The sequence below is a fragment of the Pseudomonas sp. NFACC42-2 genome (genome assembly GCF_900116055.1).
Taxonomy (GTDB): Bacteria; Pseudomonadota; Gammaproteobacteria; order Pseudomonadales; family Pseudomonadaceae; genus Aquipseudomonas; species Aquipseudomonas marginalis.
On record NZ_FOZO01000006.1, the window covers coordinates 107400 to 126707 of the forward strand.

Here is a 19308-nt window from a genome sequence, read left to right on the forward strand (position 1 = left end):
TTGAACGCTCAATACCCCGGGAAGTCGTACCCCTGAGACGGCGACTTTCCTGAACGCCGCGGACGTACACCAACCCGTGAGGTGTTTATGAGCGCGACCCCCAATGGCGCGGCGGCCCAACCGTTCGTCGCCCACTCCATACGCTTGACCCTCAATGGTCAGGACCGCCAACTCGATGTATTGCCCTGGACCACGTTGCTGGATTTGCTGCGCGAGCAACTGGACCTGGTCGGCAGCAAAAAAGGCTGCGACCACGGCCAATGCGGTGCGTGCACAGTATTGCGCGACGGCAAACGCATCAATGCCTGCCTGACCCTGGCGGTGATGTGCGACGGCGCCGAGCTGACCACCATCGAAGGCCTGGCCGACGGCGACCAACTGCACCCGATGCAGCAAGCCTTTATCAAGCACGATGCCTTCCAGTGCGGTTACTGCACGCCGGGTCAGATTTGCTCCGCCGTTGGCCTGGTCAATGAAGGCCGTGCCCACGACAGTGCACAGATCCAGGAGCTGATGAGCGGCAACCTGTGCCGCTGCGGCGCCTACAGCAATATCCGCGATGCCATCGAAGAGGCTTTGCCGGCGTGCCGCGCCCAGGGAGGTGAGCAATGAATCCCTTCCAGTACAGCAAACCGGCGGATGTCCACGCAGCCGTGCACCTGAGCAGCGCCGCGTCGCGCTTTATTGCCGGGGGCACCAATCTGCTGGACTTGATGAAAGAAAACATCAGCCGCCCCGAGCACCTGATCGATATCACCGGCCTGCCGCTCAATGAGATTGAACAAACCGCCGAGGGCGGCCTGCGCATCGGCGCGCTGGTGAGCAATGCCGACCTGGCCTGGCACCCGCTGATCGAACAGCGTTACCCGTTGCTGTCCCAGGCGATCCTTGCCGGTGCTTCGCCGCAACTGCGCAATATGGCCAGCACCGGCGGCAACCTGTTGCAACGCACCCGGTGCTACTACTTCTATGACGCCAGCGTGCCCTGCAATAAGCGTGAGCCCGGCAGCGGCTGCCCGGCGCGCACCGGCTTGAACCGTATCCACGCGATCCTCGGCGCCAGCGAACAGTGCGTGGCAACTCACCCGTCGGACATGTGCGTGGCCCTGGCGGCGCTGGAGGCGCGGGTGCATGTCGAAGGCCGAGGCGGCGCGCGGATTATCGAGTTTGCCGACTTCCACCGCCTGCCCGGTGATGCGCCGCAACGCGACAACCAACTGGCCGACGATGAGCTGATCACCGCCATCGAATTGCCCGCCGACCACCTGGCCCGTCACAGCCATTACCTGAAAATCCGCGACCGCGCGTCTTACGCGTTTGCCTTGGTGTCGGTGGCCGCCGCTCTCGAATTGGAGGGCGACCGAATCGTCGACGCGCGCCTGGCTCTTGGCGGCGTGGCCCATAAACCCTGGCGTGACCGTGCGGTGGAAGCCTCGCTGATCGGCCAAGTGGTCAGCCGCGAAACCTTCAGCAATGCCGCCGACGCGGTGCTGCAAGATGCCGAGCCGCTGGAACACAACGGCTTCAAGATCAAGCTGGCGCGCCGCGCAATCATCCGTGCCCTGAGCGACGCCGCCGTCGCAGGAGATCGCCCATGACCGTTATTGGTAAACCCCTGGACCGTGTCGACGGTCTGCTCAAGGTCACCGGTCAGGCGCGTTATGCCGGTGAGTTTCCCGAGGACGGTCTGCTCCACGGCAGTGTGGTGTCCAGCACCATCGCCAAGGGCCGTGTGCTGGCGATCGATGCGTCCAGGGCACTGGCCCTGCCGGGAGTGATGGCGGTTATCCATCACCTCAACCGGCCGAAAATCGCCCGTTACGACGATGCCTTCCAGGATGACGATGCGGCGGACGGTTCACCGTTTCGCCCGCTGTATAACGACCGTGTGCTGTACAGCGGCCAGCCTCTGGCCCTGGTGATCGCCGACAACCTTGAACTGGCGAGGCATGCCGGATCGCTGGTAGCGATCGACTACGCACGGGAAGACTTCGAGACCGACCTGCTCGCCCAGCAGGAACAGGCCCATGCTTCACCGCAGGCGCCGCCCAAGCCGCGTGGCAATTTCCAGGCCGAGTGGGCCGCTGCCGCCGTCAGCCTTGACCTGCACTACAGCACCCCCATCGAACACCACAACCCCATGGAACCCCACGCCAGTACCGTGCTGTATCAGCCGGACGGCACCTTGCATATCCATGACAAGACCCAGGGCCCGCAGAACTGCCAGACCTATGTGCAAGACGTGTTCGGCCTGGATAAAAGCCAGGTGCGGATCTTCGCCGCGTTCGTCGGCGGCGCGTTCGGCTCGGGTTTGCGCCCGCAGTATCAATTGCCCCTGGCGGTGATGGCGTCCCTGGCGCTCAAGCGCTCGGTGCGCGTCACCCTGACCCGCCAGCAGATGTTCACCTTCGGCTACCGCCCGCGCACCTTGCAGCGTTTGCAGATGGGCGCCGCCGCCAATGGTCGCCTGCTGGCATTGGGGCATACGGCGATTGGCCAGACCTCGCGCTTCGAAGACTTCAGCGAGCACGTGGTGGAGTGGAGCGGCATGCTCTATCACTGCGACAACGTGCAACTGACCTACAAACTGGTGCCGCTGGATGTATTCACGCCCCTGGACATGCGCGCGCCCGGCGCTGCCTTGGGCGTGATCGGCCTGGAGTGCGCCATGGATGAGTTGGCCAGCGCCTTGGGCATGGACCCGGTGCAACTGCGGCTGGTCAACTACGCCGAGCGCAACCAGAACGAAGACAAGCCCTGGTCGAGCAAGGCCCTGCGCGAGTGTTACAGCGAAGGCGCCGAACGCTTCGGCTGGAGCCAGCGCAACCCGGAACCGCGCAGCATGCGCGACGGCTGCCAGTTGATCGGCTGGGGCATGGCCGGTGGCGTGTGGGAAGCCATGCAGATGAAGGCCAGCGCCAAGGCGCGCATCGACGCCGAGGGCAAGCTGACCGTCAGCAGTGCGACCACGGACATCGGCACCGGCACCTACACGGTGATGACCCAGATCGCGGCGCAGGCCAGTGGCGTGGCGGTTGAGGACGTGGTGTTCCTGCTGGGCGACTCTTCATTGCCCTCCGCGCCGCTGCAAGGTGGTTCGTTCACCGTGTCGTCCGTCGGCACCGCCGTGCAGCAAGCCTGCGAAGCGTTGAGCGCGAGGCTGCTGACCATCGCCCGGCAGACTTACCCGGTGTTCAAGGATGCCGAGTCCGTGCGTTTTGAAGACGGCCAACTGCACACCGGCGACGTGAGCGTGTCGTTGGCACAGCTGGTCAAGGACAGCGGTGACGAGAGCGTGGAAGTCCAGGTCGACAGCGAGCCGGACAAAAAGCGCGAGGGCTACGCCACCGCCACCCATTCGGCGGTGTTCGTCGAAGTGCGGGTGGATGAAGACTTGGGCACGATCAAGGTCAGCCGTGTGGTCAGCGCCATTGCGGCCGGGCGGGTGGTCAACCCGAAGATGGCCCGCAGCCAGATCCTCGGCGGGGTGGTGTGGGGCATCGGCATGGCCCTGCATGAAGAGACCCAGATCGACCATCAGTTGGGTCGCTACATGAACCACAGCCTGGCCGAGTACCACATCCCGGTAAATGCCGATATCGGCGAGATTGACGTGGTGTTTGTCGAGGAACATGACGAGATCGTCAACGCCCTTGGGTCCAAGGGCGTGGGAGAGATCGGCATTGTCGGGGTGGCGGCGGCGGTGGCGAATGCGGTCTACCATGCCACCGGCAAGCGGGTGCGAGAGTTTCCGATCACCCTGGATAAGGTGCTCTAGAGCACCTTATCCAACGGTTTACAGGTCAATGTAGAGTTCTGTCTTGTCTCGGGATTGAATAAGCGAGGGGCCCTTGCCGGGGATTGCATCGTCGACACTAACCCCGGTGGCGCCTGTCAACTGAGATATGCCTCGAATCGCAGGTTCGCCGTCATAGGTGAACACATGGTCGCTGCCGACTCTTGCAACCCATTTGGACTGCGGGTTCGCGGCTTGGTCGTGCTCGATCAGTTTGGTTGCGTAGTAGTTCATGTTTTTGAGACGTGTGGACTTCGGTTCTACTGAAGGCACATCAATCGCTTTGACTCGAACACCATGCGCTCGCATGGTCAACAGAAGCTCTCGATTGGTGTATGCCCCGTGTGTACTGTGGGCGCGGTCAATCAATCGCAAATTCGATCTTAGCGCGGGTGAAAATTCACCGGTTTCGAAAAACCTGTCCAGATCGGGCTGCAACGAATGCTCGAACCCTTCCGAGTACAGTGTGGAGACATTGTTTCTCTCAAACTCGGCTGCATTATCGATCAGCAGTCGCAGACCGGCAGATTGGGAATGGTCTTCGCCAATAATCATGCCGAGGGATTTCTGGTAGACGGTATTGATGACCTCTGACATTGACGCATTGCCCGGGATATCCGAGTGAGCGGGGCGCTCCTTGGTCTTGGCCTTTTTATGGAAGGTGTCAGCGTCCTGCTTCATTCGCTTGTCGATTTTCTCGTTTGTCCTCGACGTTGATGCTTCTCCCTGTGCAGGGTAGTCGTACGCGGCGGGGTCAAAACTTTGCACCGCCGAACCTCTTGACCGCCATGGCCACCTTATTCCTCCCGGTCCGTTGATCGGCTCCCAGGCGCCGTCCTGGGTGGAGTGCACCGTCATCACAGGCTTTCTCGTCTCGGGATCAATAATGCGGGCATACCGGTCACTGAGTTTGAACCTACCGTCGATCTCATAGATACGGCTGATGTCTTCAGCATCGGTCAAACGGATAAACCACCTGTCTGCACCATCACTTCCTTTTACTTGATACATGCCTTTGGCATTGGCATGAGCCCCCGAGATCAGTTGTTCTCCCTCCACGACGGCGTGGTTGCTGATATCGAGCCACTGTGACGGGCGCAGACGATTGACTTCGTCGGCAGTGGGCCCCGGATCGGGTACGGCGCTGACGGGTTCTTTTATTGGCTGGGTCGCAGGCGTTGCTGACGTGGGGCTGTTCGACTTGAGTGACGGTTTAGACTCGGGCAGGTTTTTCCTCGCGGGGCTGTTCGGTTTCAACGCAAGCCCATCTGCCAGGTCCCTTGTCTCCTGAACAGACAGCGCCTCATTTCGAAGCGCTTTGGCCAGCAGCGAAGACAGCATTCTGGCTTGGCCATAGGCAGGGATGAATCCCTGTGCGAAATCACCGACGTTTTTGAGCTCTGCGTCCAGCGTCGACTTTTCGAGACCGAATACCTTGCCAAGCTGATTGTTTGTATTCAAGTCAACCAACAGAGCACTGAATGGGTTGTCCAGGTAGCGCTCTACGGTGTCTGCGGTGGTTTTATTCACACCGAATACTTGCAAGGCATCCGCGATACCTGCAGAGGGGTGCTCAAGGTGTTTGAGAAACTCCTCGTAGAATCCCCGGAGATCGTTTGCTCCGACATTTTCAGCCGCTTCGTTCTGGACTTTGTACTTGAACTCGCCGAATGTGATTGGCACCAGTGGCTTGTGACTGTTCAAGCCATCTTTCACAAAATAGAAGTTGTGCTGTTTGTCTTGGCCCAGAAGGTTTCCGTAGGCGTCATAGGTAAACAAGACTGTTTCTCCGTCGGATCGCTGCCCGGAATAAAGCAGTCGTCCGCTCGGTGAAGAGCTTTCCTCTTTAATATTCGTCAAGCCATTGACCGCAGTGGGCGGCGCAGTGGGGCCTTTATCCAGACGCCCGAAGATATTGTCGCCTTCATTGGCATAGGGGCCGACGATGGCGTTGATATCATTGTTTCTGAACCGAATCAGTGTATCGATAACCCGTGTTTTTTTTCGGATGACTCACCGCCCGCAAAATGCTGGCTGAAGGACTCCAGTCGCTTGGGCTCGTTGGCCTGGGTTTTCACCCATGTGTTCATTTCTTCGGTGGTCGTGAATGAGTGAAGTGAACGACCTTCCTTTTCTGGAACAAATAGCACGATATTCGGCTCGTCAGGCACAGCCGGAACACGCTGAATAAATATGATGTCCCTGGCTTGGATGCCATCCACGGCAAAGGTCTTGACTTGCACTTGAGGGTTGTTTTTTTTACCCGGCCACATCACGGCATCGGCTATTTGGCTGACCTCTGGACTCATGTATCCGCTGTTCAGATCCTTTGCGACGCTTGTCGTGAACCGATCCTTGGCGTTCATCAGGATGTAGTTGTCGTTGGGGGTGTTCCAGGAGGCAGTCGGGAATAGGTGGGGGGGCGTCATCCCGATGGGGACGCTGGCATTATTCACGTTGTTCATCAACTGAGGGCCCGTCGAAAGGTATTTGGTTAGCACCGGATTATTCCAGTAATGTTGTAACCCTTACGTGACCCCAGCTTAAGAATGCGTTCCATCTTCGGCCTGCATCCGTGCCTAAGTGCTTTTCTCTTCCACCGGCACATGCATACGATCCCGATTCGCCAGGGTCGGGAACAGTTTGATCCACACCCCGGTCACCACCAGCGTACCGATGCCGCCCATCACCACGGCGGGCACGGTGCCGAACCAATGGGCGGTAATCCCCGATTCGAACTCGCCCAATTGGTTGGACGCGCCGATAAACAGACCATTGACCGCACTCACCCGCCCGCGCATTTCATCCGGCGTCTCCAGCTGCACGAAGGACGCACGGATGACCATGCTGATCATGTCCGCCGCGCCCAGCACCACCAGCACCGCCAGGGAAAACCAGAACGAGGTGGACAGGCCGAAGGCGATGGTTGCCACGCCGAATACGCCGACGGCGGTGAACATCACCCGGCCCACCTGCCGATCTACCGAAAAGCGCGCCAGCCACAACGACATCAACAGCGCGCCCACCGCCGGCGCCGAGCGCAACAGGCCCAGGCCCCAGGCGCCGGTCAACAGGATGTCCTTGGCGAACACCGGCAGCAACGCGGTGGCGCCGCCCAGCAGCACGGCGAACAGGTCGAGGGAAATCGCCCCGAGGATGTCCGGGCGGCTGCGGATAAAGCGGATACCGGCCAGCAATGAATCGAGGGTGGCCTTGCCTTTGTTGAGCGGGGTCTGGCGGGCGGGCAGGTTGAGGGTCAGCACACAGGCAATCAGGTACAGCGCCACCGTGGGCCCATACACCCAGACGCTGCCGAAGGCGTATAGCAAACCACCGAGGGCCGGGGCGACGATGGTTGCCAGTTGCTGGGCCGACTGCGACGAGGCCACCGCACGCGGGAACAGCGCACTGGGCACGATGCTCGGCAGCAGGGCCTGGGTGGTGGGCATTTCAAACGAGCGTGCGGCACCGAGCAGGAAGGCCAGGATAAAGATCATCTCGCGGGTCACGTTGCCGGTCAGGCCGCCTATGGCCAGGGAAAGGGCAATCAGCGCCTGCACGGTCTGGCAAATGGCCGCGACTTTGCGTCGCTCATAGCGGTCGGCCACATGCCCGGTGTGCAGCATGAACAGCACGCGCGGCACGAACTCCACCAGGCCGACCAGCCCCAGGTCGAGCACGTTGCCGGTGAGTTGGTAGAGGTTCCAGCCAATGGCCACGGTAAGCATCTGGAAGCCACTGGCGGTGAAGATCCGTGCCAGCCAGAACGCGATGAAAGGGCGGTGGTGACGTAACAGCAACGTGGGTTCACTGGGCATCGGGAGTTCAGGTCAAGGCCGGAGGGAAGAGGCAGATTAGCATCAAGCTGTAACAATTAGTTGCGAGAAGAAGGCTGAGGCAAGCTGTCACGCGGCAAAAGACCACACAGGCCAGCTGCGAAAATGGGACTACTCTTTTCACTGTGATTGACCCAGATCAAAGTCATTTTGGAATTTGTTCTGGTGGCCGCAAGGCCCGATTCCCTGCGTGGCTGGTTAAAAAAAGAAACGAATTGAAATTCGCCAGACTCCATATCCGTGGGGGCAGTGGGTGCAGGCTCCCGCCAGCAGCCGGTATTACCTGACAGAGGAAGACTTATGTTCGGTTTGGAGGCGCTAGATCTCGCCCGAATTCAGTTCGCGTTCACCATCTCATTCCACATCCTGTTCCCGGCGATCACCATCGGCCTGGCCAGTTACCTCGCGGTGCTGGAAGGCTTGTGGCTCAAGACCCATAACGATACCTACCGTGACCTCTACCATTTCTGGTCGAAGATCTTTGCCGTTAACTTCGGCATGGGCGTGGTCTCCGGTCTGGTCATGGCCTACCAGTTCGGCACCAACTGGAGCCGCTTCTCGGACTTCGCCGGCGCCGTCACCGGGCCGCTCCTGACGTACGAAGTGCTTACGGCCTTCTTCCTGGAAGCCGGTTTCCTCGGCGTGATGCTGTTCGGCTGGAACAAGGTGGGGCGCAAGCTGCACTTCTTCTCTACCGTGATGGTGGCCGTCGGTACGCTGATCTCGACCTTCTGGATCCTGGCGTCCAACAGCTGGATGCAGACGCCGCAAGGCTTTGAAATCATCGACGGCCGCGTGATTCCTACCGATTGGCTGGCGGTGATCTTCAACCCGTCGTTCCCTTACCGCCTGATGCACATGGCGACGGCGGCGTTCGTGGCCACCGCGTTCTTCGTCGGTTCCTCGGCGGCCTGGCACTTGCTGCGCGGCAAGGACAACCCGGCGATCCGCAAAATGTTGTCGATGGCGATGTGGATGGCCCTGATCGTGGCGCCTATCCAGGCGGTGATCGGCGACTTCCATGGCCTCAACACCCTCGAGCACCAGCCGGCGAAAATTGCCGCGATTGAAGGCCACTGGGAAAACAAAGGCAATGAGCCAACGCCGCTGATCCTGTTTGGCTGGCCGGACATGAAGGCCGAAAAAACCAAATACGCGGTGGAGATTCCGTACCTGGGCAGCCTGATCCTGACTCACTCCCTGGACAAACAGGTGCCAGCGCTCAAGGAATTCCCGCCGGAAGACCGGCCGAATTCGACCATCGTGTTCTGGTCGTTCCGGGTCATGGTCGGCCTGGGGTTCCTGATGATCTTCACCGGCCTGTTCAGCCTCTGGCTGCGCCGGGGCGACAAGATGTACACGTCCAGGCCGTTCCTGTACCTGGCGCTGTGGATGGGGCCGTCCGGCCTGATCGCGATTCTCGCCGGTTGGTTCACCACCGAAATCGGCCGTCAGCCGTGGGTGGTCTACGGGTTGATGCGCACGGCGGATGCTTCTTCCGGGCATAGCCTGGCGCAGATGACGATCACCCTGGTGTTGTTCGTGGTGGTGTACTTCGCACTGTTCGGCGCCGGCCTGGGCTACATGATGCGCCTGGTGCGCAAAGGCCCGGTGACCCACGAAGGCACGGAACCGACCCACGGTGGTCCTGGCCAGAAACGCACACCGGCCCGTCCGTTGTCCGCCGCCGATGATGGCAACGATGACGACCACGCCCACATCCAGCACAAGGGGAATTGAGATGGGTATTGATCTTCCGCTGATCTGGGCTGTGATCATCATCTTCGGCATCATGATGTACGTGGTCATGGACGGCTTCGACCTGGGCATCGGCATCCTCTTCCCGTTTATTCCGGGCAAGACCGACCGTGACGTGATGATGAACACCGTGGCCCCGGTCTGGGACGGTAACGAAACCTGGCTGGTGCTGGGCGGCGCGGCGTTGTTCGGCGCGTTCCCGCTGGCCTATTCGGTGGTGTTGTCGGCCCTGTACCTGCCGCTGATCCTGATGCTGGTGGGGCTCATCTTTCGCGGCGTGGCCTTCGAGTTCCGCTTCAAGGCCAAGGACCACAAGCGTCACCTGTGGGACAAGGCGTTTATCGGCGGCTCGCTGGCGGCCACGTTCTTCCAGGGCGTCGCGCTGGGGGCGTTTATCGACGGGATCCCGGTGGTCAATCGCCAGTTTGCCGGCGGCTCGCTGGACTGGCTCACGCCGTTCACGATGTTCTGCGGCGTGGCGCTGATCGTGGCCTATGCCTTGCTGGGTTGCACCTGGCTGATCATGAAAACCGAAGGCCCGTTGCAGGAGAAGATGCACAACCTGGCGCGGCCGTTGGCCTTCGTGGTGCTGGCGGTGATTGGTATCGTGAGTATCTGGACCCCGCTGTCGCACCCGGAAATCGCCTCGCGCTGGTTCACCCTGCCGAATCTGTTCTGGTTCCTGCCGGTGCCGATCCTGGTGCTGGTGACCATGTACGGGTTGATCCGCGCCGTGGCGCGTAATGCCCACTACACGCCGTTCCTGCTGACGCTGGTGTTGATCTTCCTCGGCTACAGCGGCCTGGGGATCAGCCTGTGGCCGAACATCATCCCGCCCTCGGTGTCGATCTGGGATGCCGCTGCGCCGCCCCAGAGCCAAGGCTTCATGCTGGTGGGCACCTTGTTCATCATCCCGTTCATCCTGGGCTACACCTTCTGGAGCTACTACGTGTTCCGCGGCAAGGTCACCCACGAAGACGGCTATCACTAGGAGGGGCGTTGCATGTCCGGCAAACCTACGTTGCACGAGATCGAACAGGCCGAGAAACAGCCGCTGTGGCGGCGCCTCGGCTGGCTGGCGATGATCTGGACCGGCAGTGTGCTGGCCCTGTTCGTGGTGGCCAGCCTGATGCGCATGTTCATGAATGCGGCCGGCCTGACCACCCACTGACATCCCGATCCGGGCTTCGCGGCCCGCTGCCTGTTAACTTGAGGGCAAGCCCTGTTCTTCTTCTGGAAAGGCAGGGTTTTTTTTATTTGCGCGCTTTGAGAATCACGAACTTGGGCGTGGCGGCGACTTGCTCTACGCCACGGAATAAACGCGCCAACTTGCTGTGATAACCCAGGTGACGGTTGCCGACGATATACAGGGCGCCGCCGACCACCAACGCCTCCCGCGCCTGCTGGAACATACGCCAGGCGAGGAAGTCGCCGACCACCTGCTGCTGGTGGAACGGCGGGTTGCACAGCACCACGTCGAGGGAATCCGGCTCCTGGCCTGCGAGGCCGTCCCCGGCGCGTACTGTCACCTCCCGCTCACCGAGGGCGGCTTGCCAGTTCTCAAGGGCCGATTGCACGGCCATATAGGACTCGTCCACCAAGGTGTACCGGGCGTCGGGGTTTTGCAGTGCGCTGGCAATCGCCAATACGCCGTTGCCGCAACCCAGGTCCGCCACGCGGGCACTGCCCAGGTTATTGGGCAGGTGCGGCAGGAAGGCGCGGGTGCCGATGTCCAGGCCTTCACGGCAGAACACGTTGGCATGGTTGAGCAGTTCGATGGCCGGCGCGTCGAGGGTGTAGCGCGTCGGGTAGGGCGAGACCGCCGCGGGGCGGTCGGCCTGGGTGGCGATCAGCAACCGGGCTTTCTTGACGGCCAGGGAGGCGTGCATCGGCCCGATATAGCGCTCAAGCAACTCACCGGCCGCCCGTGGCAGGTGCTTGACCATCCCTGCGGCAATCACTTCGGCGCCCGGCGCGAGTTGGCCTTGCAGGCGGATCAGCTGTTCTTCCAGCAATGCCAGGGTCTTGGGGACGCGGATCAGCACCCGGTCGAACGGCCCGCTGGGCACCTCGCTGGCGGGGATGAACGGCACGGCGTCAAAGGCCTTGCCATTGCGCACCAGGTTTTTATCCAGGCCCAGGGCGGCCAGGAACGAGTCGCCGCTGGAGGTCACCTGCACCCGGCCTTCCAGGCTCGCAGCCAGGGCGCCGAAGCTGTCATTGAGCACCAGCACGCGGGTCGCAGCGCTCGGTTGCTGTTCCGCCAGGTAGCTGAGCAGGTACTCGTCGGCGGCGTCGAAGGCTTGCAGCGGATCGTTATGTTGCTCTGGCTGGCGGATCAGATCGAGCTGGGCGAAGGGGCTGTCGAGCAGGGGCATGGCGAGGGAGGCTCTGGGTCATCGATGGGTGTTCGGCAGTCGGCTGCGGAACCGTCTGAGTGAACAGCGGGCGACACCCCGTGGGGACAGCCCAGCACTCAGAATGGGTCGTAAATGTTACTTTTTTTCCAGAGGGATTACATGCGGTGTTTCAACGCTGATTAAAACAACCCCGCTTTCGAAGCGCAGAGCACGGCGGCGATCTTGTTATTGACCCCCAGCTTTTTGAAGCAACTGCAGATATGAAAGCCCACGGTGCGTTCGGACAGGCACAGGATGACGGCGATGTCCGCAGCGGTCTTGCCCATGGCTGACCACTTGAGGATTTCGGTTTCGCGCGGGGTTAATTTGTTTGCAGGGTTAATGCTGGGCTTGTGTGCGTAAGTCTTCGCGACTACCGCATGCATCGCATGGCACAGCCACAGGACCTGGCCGGCTTTTTCATAAAGCTCCTGCGGGGTCACTTCACCCGCACTGCGACCCAGGGTCAGCATGCTGAACACACCCTGGAAATCATGCACGGCTTGGGTCCATCCCAAATGCACACCAAAGGATTGAGCTAAAGACCACAGGTTGGGTGAGTCTTTAAAGATTTTTTCTTCCCAGACAAGGGGCAGTACACAACGTTTGCAATGTTCCACCACGGGATCAGCGTCAAAGAAGTGGGCCTGGTTATACAGTTTGTTCCATTCATCTGGATAGTTGTTGAGGCGAACAGGTTTCGTTTGGTTGTTAGGTAGTTGAGAGCTCATCGTGAAAGAACAGTATTGAAAGCCGAGTGCGTAGGTGTGGTTGACAGCCATCTCGAAAAGAGTAGTAACCTCGCTCTCGCCCTCCAGTTTGGGAAGTCGGGTATTGCGCCAGTTGACCATTGGTAACTCTCCATGGGTTTCCGCATGACATGGGATACGTCCTGAACTCCCACTGCACGGAAATTAGTGTAGGACATGAGCTACATCGCGAAACAAAATTTTCGCTCTTGCGGGGCAGCGTTTAAGAAATTTTCTCTAAGGTCGCGGCGGGCTTAGCTAAGAGGCTTAGTGGTTTTTTTCGATTTTTTAGTCAGTTGAAGCACCTGTAGCGGATCAACTTAGAGCGTGCTTGTAGCGCGGATAAAGGAGCTAATAGCAAATTGATCAGAGTTGATATTAGGTTGCCATTATTTTGTGCCTATATAATGCCACTACCAACCAGAGGTGTTTCCGGGCTCGAGTTTGAGGGACACTAGGGCACCTGTAGAACGGAGTCCCCCATGACGGCCAGTGCTGAGAAATTTACCCGCCAGACCTTGCTTGATGTGCAATCCCTGACCCCCAGCCTGTTTACCCTGCGAACCACCCGTGACCCCGGGTTCCGGTTTACCGCCGGTCAGTTCGTGCGCCTGGGCGTTACCAAGGCGGATGGCAGCACGGTGTGGCGCGCGTATTCCGTGGTGTCCTCGCCGTTTGATGAATACTTGGACTTCTTCTCGATTGTTGTTCCAGGCGGTGAATTCACCAGTGAACTCAGCCGATTGCGGGTGGGCGATACCTTGATGGTGGAGCGCCAGGCTACCGGGTTCCTGACCCTGAACCGCTTCGTCGATGGCCGGGACTTGTGGATGTTAGGCACCGGCACCGGGGTGGCACCGTTTTTGTCGATCCTGCAGGACTTCGAAGTCTGGGAGAAATTCGAGCGCATCCTCCTGGTATACAGCGCGCGGGAAGCCCGGGAGCTGGCGTACCAGTCGCTGATCAAGGGGTTGGGCGAGCGGGAGTACCTGGCAGAATATGCGCACAAGCTGACCTACATCCCCATCGTGACCCGAGAGCACTATCCGGGGGCGTTGAGTGGGCGTATTACCACTTCGATCGAAAATGGAGAATTGGAGCGCGCTGCCGGCGTCGAGCTGACCCCGGAACACTCCCGCGTGCTGATTTGCGGCAACCCGCAGATGGTGGATGACACTCGCCAGTTGCTCAAGCAGCGCGACATGCAACTGAGCCTTAGCCGGCGGCCGGGACAGGTGGCAGTGGAAAACTACTGGTAATGAAAAGGCGCCTCAAGGAGGCGCCTTTTTCCAAGCCGGTACGGGTTAAAGCGGCTTGTCGTTCTGCGCCTTGAGCAGGTCGCGAATCTCGCCCAGCAGCACTTCTTCCTTGCTCGGTGTCGGTGGCAGGCTAGGCGCCACGGCTTCTTCGCGCTTGAGGCGGTTGATGGCCTTGACGCCCATGAAGATCGCAAACGCGACGATCACAAAGTCGATCACGCTCTGGATGAACTTGCCGTACGCCAGCACCACGGCAGGCACATCGCCCTGTGCCGCCTTGAGCGTAATCGCCAGGTCACCAAAGTCCACGCCACCGATCAATAGACCAATGGGCGGCATCACTACGTCGCCTACAAACGAGGAAACAATTTTGCCGAAGGCGGCGCCGATGATGATACCGACGGCCATGTCGACCACATTACCTTTGACCGCGAAGGCCTTGAACTCACTGATCACGCCCATAGGTTATTCCTTGTTACAGATGAGAAGGGTGCCGCTCAGTGTAAATCAGTCGCAGCGGGCATGCCCGACACAACCGTTAACACTGTCAGTTTTTATCGACACATTAAATCGCAAATAGTTTGCAAAGTGCCACCAATCGCGCGCGAAATACCCGCTATTTCAGCGGCTTACCACATTATTTTATTAATCGACCTGGTGGTGTTTTTCTATTTATCTTCTGACTCTCGGGTCACTAGCCTCTGGCAAGCACAACTGAATGTGCATTAAAAAAACCAGAGGAAACCTTGATGAAGAATCCAATGAATCGCGGCCCGGTATTGGCGCGTCATGTGCTGGTACTGGCAACCGCCAGCCTGCTTTCCCTCTCCGTACAAGCCGCCAACCTGACCCGTGACAACGGTGCCGCCGTCGGCGACAACCAGAACTCGCAAACCGCCGGCGCCAACGGCCCGGTGCTGCTGCAGGACGTGCAACTGATCCAGAAACTGCAGCGCTTCGACCGTGAACGCATCCCCGAGCGCGTGGTGCATGCCCGCGGTACCGGCGCCCATGGCACCTTCACCGTCACCGATAACCTCAGTGACCTGACCAAGGCGAAGGTCTTCGCTGCTGGCGAAACGACCCCGGTGTTCGTGCGCTTCTCGGCCGTGGTGCACGGCAATCATTCCCCGGAAACCCTGCGTGACCCGCGCGGCTTCGCCACCAAGTTCTATACCGCCGATGGCAACTGGGACTTGGTGGGTAATAACTTCCCGACGTTCTTTATCCGCGATGCCATCAAGTTCCCCGATATGGTCCACGCCTTCAAGCCGGACCCGCGCACTAACCTGGATGATGACTCCCGTCGCTTCGACTTCTTCTCCCATGTTCCCGAGGCCACTCGCACACTTACCGAGTTGTATTCCGACTCCGGTACTCCGGCCAGTTATCGGGAAATGGACGGCAATGGCGTACATGCCTACAAGTTGATCAACGCCAAGGGTGAAGTGCACTACGTCAAGTTCCACTGGAAGAGCCTGCAAGGCATCAAGAACCTCGATCCCAAGCAAGTTAGCGAAGTGCAGGGGCGTGACTACAGCCATATGACCAATGACTTGGTCACCCATATCAACAAGGGCGACTTCCCCAAGTGGGACCTGTATGTGCAGGTACTCAAGCCGGAAGACTTGGCCAAGTTTGATTTCGACCCGCTTGACGCTACCAAGATCTGGCCGAATGTGCCCGAGCGCAAAGTCGGGCAGATGGTGCTCAACCGCAACCCGGCAAATGTCTTCCAGGAAACCGAACAAGTGGCCATGGCTCCGGCCAACCTGGTACCGGGCATCGAGCCGTCAGAGGACCGCCTGCTGCAAGGCCGGGTGTTCTCGTATGCCGACACGCAGATGTATCGCCTGGGCGCCAATGCCCTGCAACTGCCGATCAACGCCCCTCGGGTCACCGTCAACAACGGTAACCAGGACGGCGCGCTGAACTTCGGCAAGACCACCAGTGGCGTGAACTACCAGCCAAGCCGCCTGGAAAACCGTGAAGAGCCGCAAACCGCGCGCTACAGCCAGACGGCGCTGTCGGGCAGCACCCAGCAGGCGAAGATCCAGCGTGAGCAGAACTTCAAGCAGGCCGGTGATCTGTATCGCTCCTACAGCCCGAAAGAACGCCAGGACTTGATCGACAATTTCGGCGGCTCATTGGCCACTACCGATGACGAGAGCAAGCACATCATCCTGTCGTTCCTCTACAAGGCCGATCCGGAATACGGCACCGGCGTGGCCAAGGTCGCCAAGGGTGATCTGGCACGTGTGAAGGCGCTGGCCGAAAAACTCACTGACTGACGTTGGTTTCGGTCGACGCCCTCCCGGGCGTCGACCTCTGGCAGGAGAGAACCCATGCGTATTTCTATCGGTTTACTGATGACCATGCTGGCCTTTGTCGCCCATGCCGAGTCGCCCGACCCGGTCGCGCTCAAGGCGCAGCTCCAGGACTATTACTTCGACGCCGCCCGCCGTGGCGACCTCGACATGCTCAACACCTTCATCGACGCCGGCTTCCCCCTCAACACCCAGGACGACAAGGGCTACACCGCGCTGATCCTCGCCGCCTACCACGGCGAAAGCGCTTATGTGGAGCGTTTGCTCGCCGCCGGTGCCGACGCCTGTGTGCAGGACAAACGCGGCAACACCGCGTTGATGGGGGCGATCTTCAAGGGTGAGTTGAACATTGCCCAGCGCCTGCTGGCCAGCGACTGCAACCCCGACCAACGTAACGGTGCCGGTCAGACGGCCGCCATGTACGCCGGCCTGTTCAAGCGCCTCGAGTTGCTCGACGAACTCAAGGCCAAGGGTGCCGATCTCAATGCCGAAGATCCGGTCGGCAACAGTGCTTCACGATTGGCCAGCGGTGAAATCCGGACCCCGGCGTCGCGCTGAGCTATCATCGCGGTTTTTCGGTTGGAGGTTTTCAAATGGCAAAGGCCAAGCGCATGTACGGCTGCACGGAGTGCGGCGCTACCTTTCCCAAGTGGGCCGGCCAATGCACCGAGTGTGGTGCGTGGAATACCCTGACTGAAACCATGATCGAAAGCGGCGGCGCCTCGGCCCCCACCGGCCGCGCCGGCTGGACCGGGCAGCAGGCGCAGATCAAGACCTTGGCGGAAGTCAGCGTTGAAGAGATCCCGCGTTTCTCGACGGCCTCCGGTGAGCTGGATCGGGTCCTGGGTGGCGGCCTGGTGGATGGTTCGGTGGTGTTGATCGGCGGCGACCCCGGCATCGGCAAGTCGACGATCCTGCTGCAAACCCTGTGCAGCATCGCCAGCCGCATGCCGGCGCTGTACGTCACCGGCGAAGAATCCCAGCAACAGGTGGCCATGCGTGCCCGCCGCCTCGGCTTGCCCCAGGACCAACTGCGGGTCATGACCGAAACCTGCATCGAAAGCATCATCGCCACGGCCCGGATCGAAAAACCCAAGGTCATGGTGATCGACTCGATCCAGACGATTTTCACCGAACAACTGCAATCGGCGCCGGGCGGCGTGTCCCAGGTGCGCGAGAGTGCGGCGTTGCTGGTGCGTTACGCCAAGCAGAGCGGCACGGCGATCTTCCTGGTCGGCCATGTGACCAAAGAGGGCGCGCTGGCCGGGCCGCGGGTGCTGGAGCATATGGTCGATACCGTGCTGTATTTCGAAGGCGAGTCCGATGGCCGCTTGCGCTTGCTGCGGGCGGTGAAGAACCGCTTCGGTGCGGTGAACGAACTGGGTGTGTTCGCCATGACCGACCGGGGGCTGAAGGAAGTCTCCAACCCCTCGGCGATTTTCCTGACCCGCGCCCAGGAAGAAGTCCCAGGCAGCGTGGTCATGGCGACGTGGGAAGGTACCCGGCCGATGCTGGTGGAAGTCCAGGCGCTGGTGGATGACAGCCATCTGGCCAACCCACGCCGCGTCACGCTGGGCCTGGATCAAAACCGCCTGGCGATGCTGTTGGCGGTGCTGCACCGCCATGGGGGGATCCCGACCCATGACCAGGACGTGTTCCTTAACGTGGTGGGCGGGGTCAAGGTGCTGGAAACCGCGTCCGACCTGGCGTTGATGGCGGCGGTGATGTCCAGCCTGCGTAACCGGCCATTGCCCCACGACCTGCTGGTATTCGGTGAAGTGGGCCTGTCCGGCGAAGTGCGTCCGGTGCCGAGCGGCCAGGAACGCTTGAAGGAGGCGGCCAAACACGGCTTCAAACGCGCGATCGTGCCCAAGGGCAATGCGCCGAAGGAAATGCCACCTGGATTGCAGGTGATTGGGGTCACGCGCCTGGAACAGGCGTTGGATGCACTTTTCGAATAATTCAGGGATGGACGCCATGCAACGATCGAATCGCTGGGGTGTAGTCGTCCTGTTTATCGCCTTGGCCGGCTTGCCCGCCATGGCCTGGGCTGAGCTGCCAACGGGTTATCGCCTGGCGCAAACGCTGGTGACACAGGACGGCAGTGTGTTGCAGGTGCTCGAAGACCAACGCATCAGCGCCCAGCTGCACAAGGACAGTTGGGGCAGTGGGCTGGATGAAGACTCGTTCGACGAGCCCGGTGATCTGGTCGACAACCCGCTGCTGGACGCCCAGGTGCGATTGGTCTCGGCCACGGGTGAGGTGATCGCCCACGAAGACCTCGGCTACCCCTTGGCCCAGGTCAAGAAAGCCCCGCTCAAAGGGCTGCCCGAACCTGTGTATTTTTTGACCATCGACCAGACCGCCCCCATGGGCAGCTACAGCGGGCCTGCCACGCAGCTGTTGTTGCCTGGCAAACAGCAACTCAAGCCGCTGGGTTACCAGGGCGCCGACGGCAAAGTCCAGGCGTTGACCCTGGCGCATACGGGCAAGGCGGCGTGGAAGATCGTAACGCCAACCAGTGGCGGCGCGGACGAACTGCTGCAGGTGTCGTCATTTATGGACGGCGACGGTGAGGATGACTTTGCCACCCGTTATCTGACTTATCGGTTTGTCGACGGGCAGTGGCACGGCGCCTCAAGTCAGAAGAAGGGCTACTGGGACATGGAAAGCGAATTTCCCGCACGTACGGCGTTTCCCTGAGCCGTTACACCTCCAGCAACGCGCCCAGCTCCCGCTCCAGCTCTTCCTGGTCGCCCAGGTTCAACTCGATCAGCCGCCGCAAGTGGCTGATCGAGTCCAGGTCGATGTCTGTGCACACAAATCCCAGCTGGCCATCCGCTTCGTGGGTCAGATGCACTCGCATCTTTATATGAGCCTTGGGGTCCAGGCGTATGTCGACGTCGAACGGCAGGGCTTTATTCCCCTTCCAGGGGTCGGGCTTTTGCACCAGCAAGCCCTTCAGCGACAAATCCACCAATTGCACGGGCCACTCCTGGCCGGTTTGCCGAAGTTCGGTCTTGGCATCAAAGGCGATCCGGCGAAAACGGCGGCGATCAGACGCTTGCTCGGTCATGGTGAAACCCTCTGTGGATAAAAGGATTGTAGCCCTGCGCCATCATCGGGTGGGTTTTTCTGCTTTTTTTGCCTCTGCAAGGCTCTAGACCAACGTAGGGGGGTGGCC

The 19308-nt window shown here is 60.2% G+C and carries 18 protein-coding genes; 11 read left to right on the forward strand and 7 right to left on the reverse strand.

Annotated features, from left to right (window positions below):
• The first annotated feature begins 87 nt into the window (after positions 1 to 87).
• The 3 genes from BM416_RS14445 to BM416_RS14455 are packed head-to-tail and all read left to right on the forward strand — an operon-like array spanning position 88 to position 3778.
• Positions 88 to 612: a (2Fe-2S)-binding protein gene (locus BM416_RS14445; RefSeq protein WP_092488498.1), complete on the forward strand. Its 525-nt coding sequence runs from the start codon at positions 88 to 90 to the stop codon at positions 610 to 612.
• Positions 609 to 1598: an FAD binding domain-containing protein gene (locus tag BM416_RS14450; RefSeq protein ID WP_092488499.1), complete on the forward strand. Its 990-nt coding sequence runs from the start codon at positions 609 to 611 to the stop codon at positions 1596 to 1598. The genes BM416_RS14445 and BM416_RS14450 overlap by 4 nt, the downstream gene beginning before the upstream one ends.
• A complete protein-coding gene (locus BM416_RS14455; protein ID WP_092488500.1) occupies positions 1595 to 3778 on the forward strand; it encodes a xanthine dehydrogenase family protein molybdopterin-binding subunit in 2184 nt (727 codons plus the stop codon). Before BM416_RS14450 ends, BM416_RS14455 begins: the two co-directional genes overlap by 4 nt.
• A gap of 18 nt (positions 3779 to 3796) precedes the next feature.
• Here the strand turns inward: BM416_RS14455 and BM416_RS14460 are convergent, their stop codons facing one another.
• From BM416_RS14460 to BM416_RS14465, 3 genes are all read right to left on the reverse strand, one after another.
• Positions 3797 to 5575 carry a membrane-targeted effector domain-containing toxin gene (locus BM416_RS14460; protein ID WP_256577516.1) on the reverse strand — a complete coding sequence of 593 codons (1779 nt, stop codon included), beginning with the start codon at positions 5573 to 5575 and terminating at the stop codon, positions 3797 to 3799.
• Between the two features lie 197 nt (positions 5576 to 5772).
• Positions 5773 to 6261 carry a dermonecrotic toxin domain-containing protein gene (locus BM416_RS30850; protein WP_256577517.1) on the reverse strand — a complete coding sequence of 163 codons (489 nt, stop codon included), beginning with the start codon at positions 6259 to 6261 and terminating at the stop codon, positions 5773 to 5775.
• Positions 6262 to 6375: 114 nt separating this feature from the next.
• On the reverse strand, positions 6376 to 7614 hold the full coding sequence (locus BM416_RS14465; RefSeq protein ID WP_065924168.1) for an MFS transporter: 1239 nt from the start codon (positions 7612 to 7614) through the stop codon (positions 6376 to 6378).
• 318 nt (positions 7615 to 7932) lie between these two features.
• On the opposite strand from BM416_RS14465, the gene BM416_RS14470 reads away from it, so the two are divergent.
• Genes BM416_RS14470 through BM416_RS14480 form a run of 3 tightly spaced genes read left to right on the forward strand, consistent with a single transcriptional unit; the run spans position 7933 to position 10561 of the window.
• Positions 7933 to 9372 carry a cytochrome ubiquinol oxidase subunit I gene (locus tag BM416_RS14470; protein WP_092488501.1) on the forward strand — a complete coding sequence of 480 codons (1440 nt, stop codon included), beginning with the start codon at positions 7933 to 7935 and terminating at the stop codon, positions 9370 to 9372.
• A gap of 1 nt (position 9373) precedes the next feature.
• Positions 9374 to 10381, forward strand: a complete 1008-nt coding sequence (cydB, locus tag BM416_RS14475; RefSeq protein ID WP_092488502.1) for a cytochrome d ubiquinol oxidase subunit II — start codon at positions 9374 to 9376, stop codon at positions 10379 to 10381.
• Between the two features lie 12 nt (positions 10382 to 10393).
• Positions 10394 to 10561 carry a DUF2474 domain-containing protein gene (locus BM416_RS14480; protein WP_010562540.1) on the forward strand — a complete coding sequence of 56 codons (168 nt, stop codon included), beginning with the start codon at positions 10394 to 10396 and terminating at the stop codon, positions 10559 to 10561.
• 82 nt (positions 10562 to 10643) lie between these two features.
• Here the strand turns inward: BM416_RS14480 and BM416_RS14485 are convergent, their stop codons facing one another.
• Together BM416_RS14485 and BM416_RS14490 are read right to left on the reverse strand one after the other, a co-directional pair.
• Positions 10644 to 11768: a methyltransferase gene (locus tag BM416_RS14485; protein ID WP_092488503.1), complete on the reverse strand. Its 1125-nt coding sequence runs from the start codon at positions 11766 to 11768 to the stop codon at positions 10644 to 10646.
• 161 nt (positions 11769 to 11929) lie between these two features.
• On the reverse strand, positions 11930 to 12640 hold the full coding sequence (locus BM416_RS14490) for a helix-turn-helix transcriptional regulator (protein ID WP_092488504.1): 711 nt from the start codon (positions 12638 to 12640) through the stop codon (positions 11930 to 11932).
• A 380-nt stretch (positions 12641 to 13020) separates the two neighbouring features.
• Here BM416_RS14490 and BM416_RS14495 point away from each other — a divergent pair, with 380 nt between their 5' ends.
• Positions 13021 to 13797, forward strand: coding sequence for a ferredoxin--NADP reductase (locus tag BM416_RS14495; RefSeq protein ID WP_092488505.1), 777 nt, complete (start codon positions 13021 to 13023; stop codon positions 13795 to 13797).
• A gap of 45 nt (positions 13798 to 13842) precedes the next feature.
• Here BM416_RS14495 and mscL read toward each other — a convergent pair whose 3' ends face one another.
• Entirely contained in the window at positions 13843 to 14259 is a 417-nt protein-coding gene (gene mscL, locus BM416_RS14500) for a large-conductance mechanosensitive channel protein MscL (RefSeq protein WP_053137928.1), read from the reverse strand.
• 287 nt (positions 14260 to 14546) lie between these two features.
• Here mscL and katB point away from each other — a divergent pair, with 287 nt between their 5' ends.
• The 4 genes from katB to BM416_RS14520 are packed head-to-tail and all read left to right on the forward strand — an operon-like array spanning position 14547 to position 18827.
• Entirely contained in the window at positions 14547 to 16088 is a 1542-nt protein-coding gene (katB, locus tag BM416_RS14505) for a catalase KatB (protein ID WP_092488506.1), read from the forward strand.
• Positions 16089 to 16142: 54 nt separating this feature from the next.
• Positions 16143 to 16682 carry an ankyrin repeat domain-containing protein gene (locus BM416_RS14510; RefSeq protein WP_092488507.1) on the forward strand — a complete coding sequence of 180 codons (540 nt, stop codon included), beginning with the start codon at positions 16143 to 16145 and terminating at the stop codon, positions 16680 to 16682.
• A 35-nt stretch (positions 16683 to 16717) separates the two neighbouring features.
• The gene (radA, locus tag BM416_RS14515) at positions 16718 to 18085 is read left to right on the forward strand and encodes a DNA repair protein RadA (RefSeq protein ID WP_024077502.1); all 1368 of its coding nucleotides are present in this window, start codon (positions 16718 to 16720) and stop codon (positions 18083 to 18085) included.
• 16 nt (positions 18086 to 18101) lie between these two features.
• Positions 18102 to 18827, forward strand: coding sequence for a hypothetical protein (locus tag BM416_RS14520; protein ID WP_092488569.1), 726 nt, complete (start codon positions 18102 to 18104; stop codon positions 18825 to 18827).
• Between the two features lie 4 nt (positions 18828 to 18831).
• On the opposite strand, the gene BM416_RS14525 is transcribed toward BM416_RS14520, so the two are convergent.
• The gene (locus BM416_RS14525; RefSeq protein ID WP_092488508.1) at positions 18832 to 19200 is read right to left on the reverse strand and encodes a PilZ domain-containing protein; all 369 of its coding nucleotides are present in this window, start codon (positions 19198 to 19200) and stop codon (positions 18832 to 18834) included.
• Positions 19201 to 19308: the final 108 nt, after the last annotated feature.

Coding starts and splice junctions, on each gene's coding strand:
- BM416_RS14525 (WP_092488508.1), bottom strand. CDS start 19,200: ATGACCGAGCAAGCGTCTGATCGCCGCCGTTTTCGCCGGATCGCCTTT.
- katB (WP_092488506.1), top strand. CDS start 14,547: ATGAAGAATCCAATGAATCGCGGCCCGGTATTGGCGCGTCATGTGCTG.
- BM416_RS14465 (WP_065924168.1), bottom strand. CDS start 7,614: ATGCCCAGTGAACCCACGTTGCTGTTACGTCACCACCGCCCTTTCATC.
- BM416_RS14470 (WP_092488501.1), top strand. CDS start 7,933: ATGTTCGGTTTGGAGGCGCTAGATCTCGCCCGAATTCAGTTCGCGTTC.
- BM416_RS14450 (WP_092488499.1), top strand. CDS start 609: ATGAATCCCTTCCAGTACAGCAAACCGGCGGATGTCCACGCAGCCGTG.
- BM416_RS14480 (WP_010562540.1), top strand. CDS start 10,394: ATGTCCGGCAAACCTACGTTGCACGAGATCGAACAGGCCGAGAAACAG.
- BM416_RS14520 (WP_092488569.1), top strand. CDS start 18,102: ATGCAACGATCGAATCGCTGGGGTGTAGTCGTCCTGTTTATCGCCTTG.
- BM416_RS14510 (WP_092488507.1), top strand. CDS start 16,143: ATGCGTATTTCTATCGGTTTACTGATGACCATGCTGGCCTTTGTCGCC.
- cydB (WP_092488502.1), top strand. CDS start 9,374: ATGGGTATTGATCTTCCGCTGATCTGGGCTGTGATCATCATCTTCGGC.
- BM416_RS14455 (WP_092488500.1), top strand. CDS start 1,595: ATGACCGTTATTGGTAAACCCCTGGACCGTGTCGACGGTCTGCTCAAG.
- BM416_RS30850 (WP_256577517.1), bottom strand. CDS start 6,261: ATGAACAACGTGAATAATGCCAGCGTCCCCATCGGGATGACGCCCCCC.
- BM416_RS14490 (WP_092488504.1), bottom strand. CDS start 12,640: ATGGTCAACTGGCGCAATACCCGACTTCCCAAACTGGAGGGCGAGAGC.
- BM416_RS14445 (WP_092488498.1), top strand. CDS start 88: ATGAGCGCGACCCCCAATGGCGCGGCGGCCCAACCGTTCGTCGCCCAC.
- BM416_RS14495 (WP_092488505.1), top strand. CDS start 13,021: ATGACGGCCAGTGCTGAGAAATTTACCCGCCAGACCTTGCTTGATGTG.
- BM416_RS14485 (WP_092488503.1), bottom strand. CDS start 11,768: ATGCCCCTGCTCGACAGCCCCTTCGCCCAGCTCGATCTGATCCGCCAG.
- mscL (WP_053137928.1), bottom strand. CDS start 14,259: ATGGGCGTGATCAGTGAGTTCAAGGCCTTCGCGGTCAAAGGTAATGTG.
- radA (WP_024077502.1), top strand. CDS start 16,718: ATGGCAAAGGCCAAGCGCATGTACGGCTGCACGGAGTGCGGCGCTACC.